Source organism: Rhizobium sp. SVR5-9E (assembly GCF_056755095.1).
Genome location: NZ_JBNDHS010000173.1, coordinates 1 through 5,285 on the forward strand (window position 1 = coordinate 1; position 5,285 = coordinate 5,285).

5 protein-coding genes are annotated in these 5,285 nt (G+C 61.0%); all 5 read right to left on the reverse strand.

Annotation, left to right across the window (positions count from 1 at the left end):
• On the reverse strand, positions 1-1,742 hold a 1,742-nt coding region (locus ACPYOJ_RS33720), incomplete at its 3' end, for a hydantoinase/oxoprolinase family protein (protein WP_481420126.1).
• A 151-nt stretch (positions 1,743-1,893) separates the two neighbouring features.
• Entirely contained in the window at positions 1,894-2,844 is a 951-nt protein-coding gene (locus ACPYOJ_RS33725) for a LysR family transcriptional regulator (RefSeq protein ID WP_481420127.1), read from the reverse strand.
• 15 nt (positions 2,845-2,859) lie between these two features.
• Positions 2,860-3,870 carry a LysR family transcriptional regulator gene (locus tag ACPYOJ_RS33730; RefSeq protein ID WP_481420128.1) on the reverse strand — a complete coding sequence of 337 codons (1,011 nt, stop codon included), beginning with the start codon at positions 3,868-3,870 and terminating at the stop codon, positions 2,860-2,862.
• An 81-nt stretch (positions 3,871-3,951) separates the two neighbouring features.
• Positions 3,952-4,728, reverse strand: a complete 777-nt coding sequence (locus ACPYOJ_RS33735; RefSeq protein WP_481420129.1) for a DUF1194 domain-containing protein — start codon at positions 4,726-4,728, stop codon at positions 3,952-3,954.
• Positions 4,729-5,078: 350 nt separating this feature from the next.
• Positions 5,079-5,285 (reverse strand): SDR family oxidoreductase (locus tag ACPYOJ_RS33740; protein WP_481420130.1); only part of this gene is annotated, 207 nt, incomplete at its 5' end.

The window sequence follows — 5,285 nt, forward strand, 5'->3', positions numbered from 1 at the left end:
AACATCAGTTCATGCTCATCGTCGAAGCGCTTCCGCACTTCATCGAGCGCCGCGCGGCTGCCCACATCCTCGACAGCGACGGTCAGCTCGTAACCCTGGCCGGCATAACGCATGTCTAGGGCCCGGGTAATGCGGATCTGCGACGGGCCGAAGCCTTCCTCGCTGAGTTCCGCCAGCGCATCCGCCTCCATGTCGGCAAAGATCTCGCTCACCGTTTCCGGCGCAACCTTGTCGAGCTGGGCCAGACGCGAGCGGACATAGTCATGGGTGACATCGGACATGATGAGGCCCATGGCCGAGAAGACGCCGGCATGCAGCGGCACGACGATGCCGGCCATGCCGAGATCACGGGCGATGCGGCACGCATGAAGCGGGCCGGCGCCGCCGAAAGGCAGCAGCATGAAATCGCGCAGGTCGTGACCGCGCATGGTCGAGATGGCCTTGATCGCCTCTTCCATCTTCACGTCGATGATCTTGATGATGCCTTCCGCGGCATCGCGGACATCCATGCCGAGCGGCGTGGCAACGGCAGTTTCCACGGCCTTTTGTGCTTTTGCCGTGTCGAGGCGCATCTGGCCGCCGAGAAAATTATCCTCCGAGAGATAGCCGAGCAGGAGGTTGCAATCGGTGATCGTCGGCTTGGTGCCGCCGCGGCTGTAGCACGCCGGACCCGGCACGGCACCGGCGCTTTCCGGCCCCACCTGCAGCACGCCAAACCGATCGACCTCGGCAAGCGTACCACCACCGGCGCTGACGGTATTGATGTCCATCATCGGCATGGCGATGTCGCGGCCTTCGACCTTGCCGCGATTGCTGATGACGGGCGCACCGCCCTTGATCAGCGCCACGTCGCAGGATGTGCCGCCCATGTCGAAGGTGACGATATCGTTCCACCCGGTGGAGCGTGCCATGGCGACGCTTGCCGTCACGCCGCCGGCAGGACCGGAGAGAACCGTCGTGACACCCTTCCTCGCCGTCGTCGCGAAAGTTGCCATGCCGCCATTCGACTGCATGATGAATTTCTGCGGCGTATCGACGCCGATCGACGACAGCTTGTCGGCCAGCCGGGCGATATAGCGTGCCAGGATCGGCTGCAGATAAGCGTTGACGACGGTGGTGCTCAGCCGGTGATACTCGCGGATCTGAGGCACGATCTCCGACGAGAGCGAAATTTCGCAGTCAGGGAGCTCCTGGCGGATGATCTCGCGGACACGCTGCTCGTGTCGCGGCTGAAGGAAGGAGAACAGCAAGCAGACGGCAACCGACTCGATGCCCTCGTAGCGCAGGTCCCTCAATGTCTCGCGCAATGCGTCCTCGTCGAGATCCTGAAGCACGCTGCCATCGAAAATGACGCGCTCGGAAACCTCGCCGGTCGTGGACGGCAGCACGATCGGCGCGGGCCGCTCATACATTACGTCGAAGATGGCAGGACCATGCGGTCTTGCCTGCTCGCCGACCTCGTAAATGCCGCGGAAGCCCTTGGTGACGAGCAGTCCTGTCTTGGCGCCCTTGCCTTCCAAAAGCGCATTGGTGCCGACTGTCGTGCCGTGGCAGAAATAGCTGATCTGTTCGGGTTTAACGCCCTTCTGCAACAGCAGCTCGATACCGGAAAGGATCGCCCGTGACGGGTCGTCCGGCGTCGAAGGAACCTTCGAAATCGATGTTTCGCCAGTCGCTTCATCCATATAGACGAAGTCGGAAAAGGTACCGCCCGTATCGACGGTGACCCGATATCCCCCCATAGCTTTCTCCTCATGAATCAATAACTTGCGAGAGCATCGGCACGGTGTGCCGCGTCTCGTTTGTTGTTGAGGAGAAGGTAGTCAGATCGAGTCCTGGTGTCCAAGACCGTTGAAAGCGACGAGCTATTAGTTTTTTGCTATGGCCCCTGCCCTAGCAATCGGCAAAGCGCGGATCGACGATCGCAGCGTAAGGCCGCGAGGCCAGCCAGATATGCTGCACAACCTCCTTAATGAAGGGACCGACTGCACTGTCTTCGAGCGGGGAATGTTCTTCGTTGCGCCGGATCATGAAAAGCGTGCGGCTGGGGACCGGCCGCTCGATGCGGCGGATGGCGAAGATGCCGCGGCTCACACCATCGGCCACCGTTCCATACGGCAGGAAGCTGGCTCCGCCTTCGGCGATCCGGGCGCGGATGGCAGGAACTGACTGCATGTCGGAGCGGATCAGCGGATCCAGTTGCAGACGCTGCGCCATCTGCCGGACAAGGGGTACGATGCCCTTCTCGCCCGCGAAGAACAATTCCTCCTGCAGTGCGTCGGCAAAGCTGATCGGCCCCTCCCCCTTACTCTTCGCGGCCGAGGTAACGAAGAGCAGCTCGTCTTCGATCACCGCATCGCGCACGAGGCCGGTGCGGCCTTCAACGTCATAAGCGAAAGCGAGATCGAGCTCCGACCGTTCCACCGCCGCGATAAGCGCATAGCTGAGCTCCTCGACCAGCTTCACCGGCGTCGAGCCGAGCCGCTGTGATGCGGACAGCAGGATATCGGCGCCGACAAGACGCATATGGCTTGGTGTCAGACCGATGATGAAAGGCTTCGCTACCGCCTGACCGGCCACGCGCACGTCCTTCAGCGCCTGCTGGAGGAAGCGTTCCAATTCGTTGTAGCGGTCGTAAAGCAACTCGCCGGCCTTTGTCGGCGCGACGCCGCGCGAGTGCCGCTTGAAGAGACTGACACCGACGGCCAGCTCGAGATCTCGGATCTGCAGGCTGATCGCCGTCTGCGCCAGACCCAAACGATGGGCAGCACCCGAAATGCTGCCCGTCTTGATGACCGTAGCGAAGTAGCGCAGCTGCCGAAGATTTATGGTCGTATCGTCCATCTCAGTCTAACGAGTTCAGCCGTTTCCCGGCGGCGTGTCAAAAGGGGCGCGCTTGCCGATCAAAGCGCCATAGGGACCCATCCTCTCGACGAGTAAGCCCACCATCGAACCCAGAAACCCCATCAGCGCCTTTTCGTTGACGAAAGCGGATCGGCCGGCGGCGTTGGTCAGATACAGCGTCCGCTTAATCGACGGTTCGCGGATAGGGCAGGCAACCACCAGGCCCTGGTTTACCTCTTCAGCCATCAGCCCATAAGGTACCACGCTCGTAGCCGCGCCGCGCGCGACGAGTGCCTTGATCGCCGGCATGGACTGCACCTGGAAGGCGACATTCATGTCGACGCCCAAGCGGGCGGCCTCATCATGCATCAGCCGCCAGACAATGTCGCGCTCACTGACAAGCGCAAGGTCGGTCCGTGCCGCCTCCGTGAAGGTAATAAAGTCTCGCTGCGGCTGCGTCTTGGCACTCGCGACGAAGAGCAGCTCCTCCTCGGCCACGGACGTCGTCACCAGTTCCTTGCGATGGTCGAGCTCATAGGCCAATGCCAGGTCGAGTTCACCACGCAGGAGTGCGTCGACGAGCACGAAGCTCAGTTCCTCGACGATGCGGAGTGATATCCTCGGGATTTTCAGCGGCGCAGTTTCGAGCAGGTCCGGCCCGATCAACGCTTGGATGCTGGGCGTGATTCCGAGATTGATGGCCTCCCTTTTGCTCTCGCTGCGCGCCATCACCTCACGGCGCGCTTCCTCCATCGCAGCAAGGATGGATAGGGCATGCCGATAAAGCACCTCGCCTGACTCTGTCAGCGAGATGCCACGCGAATGCCTCACGAAAAGCTGCACCCCGAGCGAATCCTCAAGCTGGCGGATCTGCTGCCCCAGCGCCGTCTGCGCGACGTTCAAACGTTCCGACGCCCGCGTAATGTTCCCGGTTTCGGCGACTTTGACGAAATAGCGAAGCTGCTTGATATTGATGGCGCGGCCCTCGACGCGGAAGATCAAGCCTATGGATAGTGGAACGGTCAAAGCTTGTATAGAGAAGCTTGACCAAGTTGGACGCCGCGCCTTTACCTTTCACCGCAAGCGGCTCAGGTGAATCAGCGAGCATCATCGATCGAACAGGTCTAGCCATTGTTTCTCGCCGATCAGACAGTCAGAACCTGGCTGGTTGCCAGCAATTGTCTGCACCGTCTCCCGTGGGGTAAGGCCACTGATCTCCAGAACCAGCTTCCGGCGTATGGCAACGGCGAAATCCTCGATCTTGTGGACCGGCAGCACGAAGGAGCCGGGACCGCCGATCACGCAATCCGCATAATATTTGTCGAGCCCGCCTGGTGCATCGGCGGGCCTCAGCATAATCGCAAGACCGTTGATGACGATGTCTGCCTCCATCGCCTTGTCTCGGACAGGTGAGACCGGATCGCCGGCATTGTTGGGACCGTCCCCCGAAACATCGATCACCTTTCGCATACCGTCATGGGGACCAGAGGCGATCATCGCTGCGCCTTGACCGATCGCGGCAGAGATCGATGTGCGGCGATAGGTGTTGATTGGCCTAGCCTCGAGCTTGCCGGCGAAATCGATCGCATCCTGCTGGTTCTCGATCACCTGCCAGCCGATCACGGAATCGGGTACGACATAGCCTGCCCACTCGAAATAGCTGATAGCGATGCGACCGGTGAGACCGCCCTTCACCGCATCGATGAATTCCTGATGTTTGAGCGCCTCGACATAACCCTCGCGCTGGATGCGAGCTTCCTCGTAATCCATGGACCGGGACGTATCGACGGCAAGAACCAGTTCCACATCGACATCGCCTCCCCCGGCTTGCGCTAGCGCGGCCGTACCATAGAGGCCCATAAGTACCGCGAGTGTTATAAGCATCGGCCACCCAGACTGCGCTTATCCAAGACGTAGAACTGTAACACAGCCCGATACGGCGGTGACGTTCTGCTGCGGGGGGCCTTTCAATTTTCAGTGATCGCACGTAGGCCACAGGAGGCCAACGCGCGGGACAGGGCAAAACAGGCAGCGCGTCGGCTGCAAACACAGTCCCTGTCGGCACGAGCTCGAACGGTTTCGCCGCAAACTCGAACTCAGCCGACAGGGACCTTGTAGTTCGTGATCACGCAGTGGGGCTATCGAACTGTTCAGCGGGTGATGGCGCCGTCATTTGCGCATCAAGTGAATCATCTCGATCCCCGTCCAATGCGTGCCGGTGCGTGACCGTTTCCTCAGACGCTCGCGACCAGCCCGCCGTCGACGCGGATGACGGAGCCCGTCAGATAGGAAGCGCGGCTGCTCGCCATGAAGGCGACCACGTCGGCATATTCCTGCGGATCACCATACCGGCCGACTGGGATCGACGCGGTGCTCGCCGCCGAAACCTCTTCGACTGCCCTGCCCTCGCGCTTGGCCTTCTGCTCGTCGAGGAAGGTGAT

Bases quoted from the DNA above. Each gene is read 5' to 3' on its own strand.
- ACPYOJ_RS33725 (WP_481420127.1), bottom strand. From the start codon at position 2,844: ATGGACGATACGACCATAAATCTTCGGCAGCTGCGCTACTTCGCTACG.
- ACPYOJ_RS33735 (WP_481420129.1), bottom strand. From the start codon at position 4,728: ATGCTTATAACACTCGCGGTACTTATGGGCCTCTATGGTACGGCCGCG.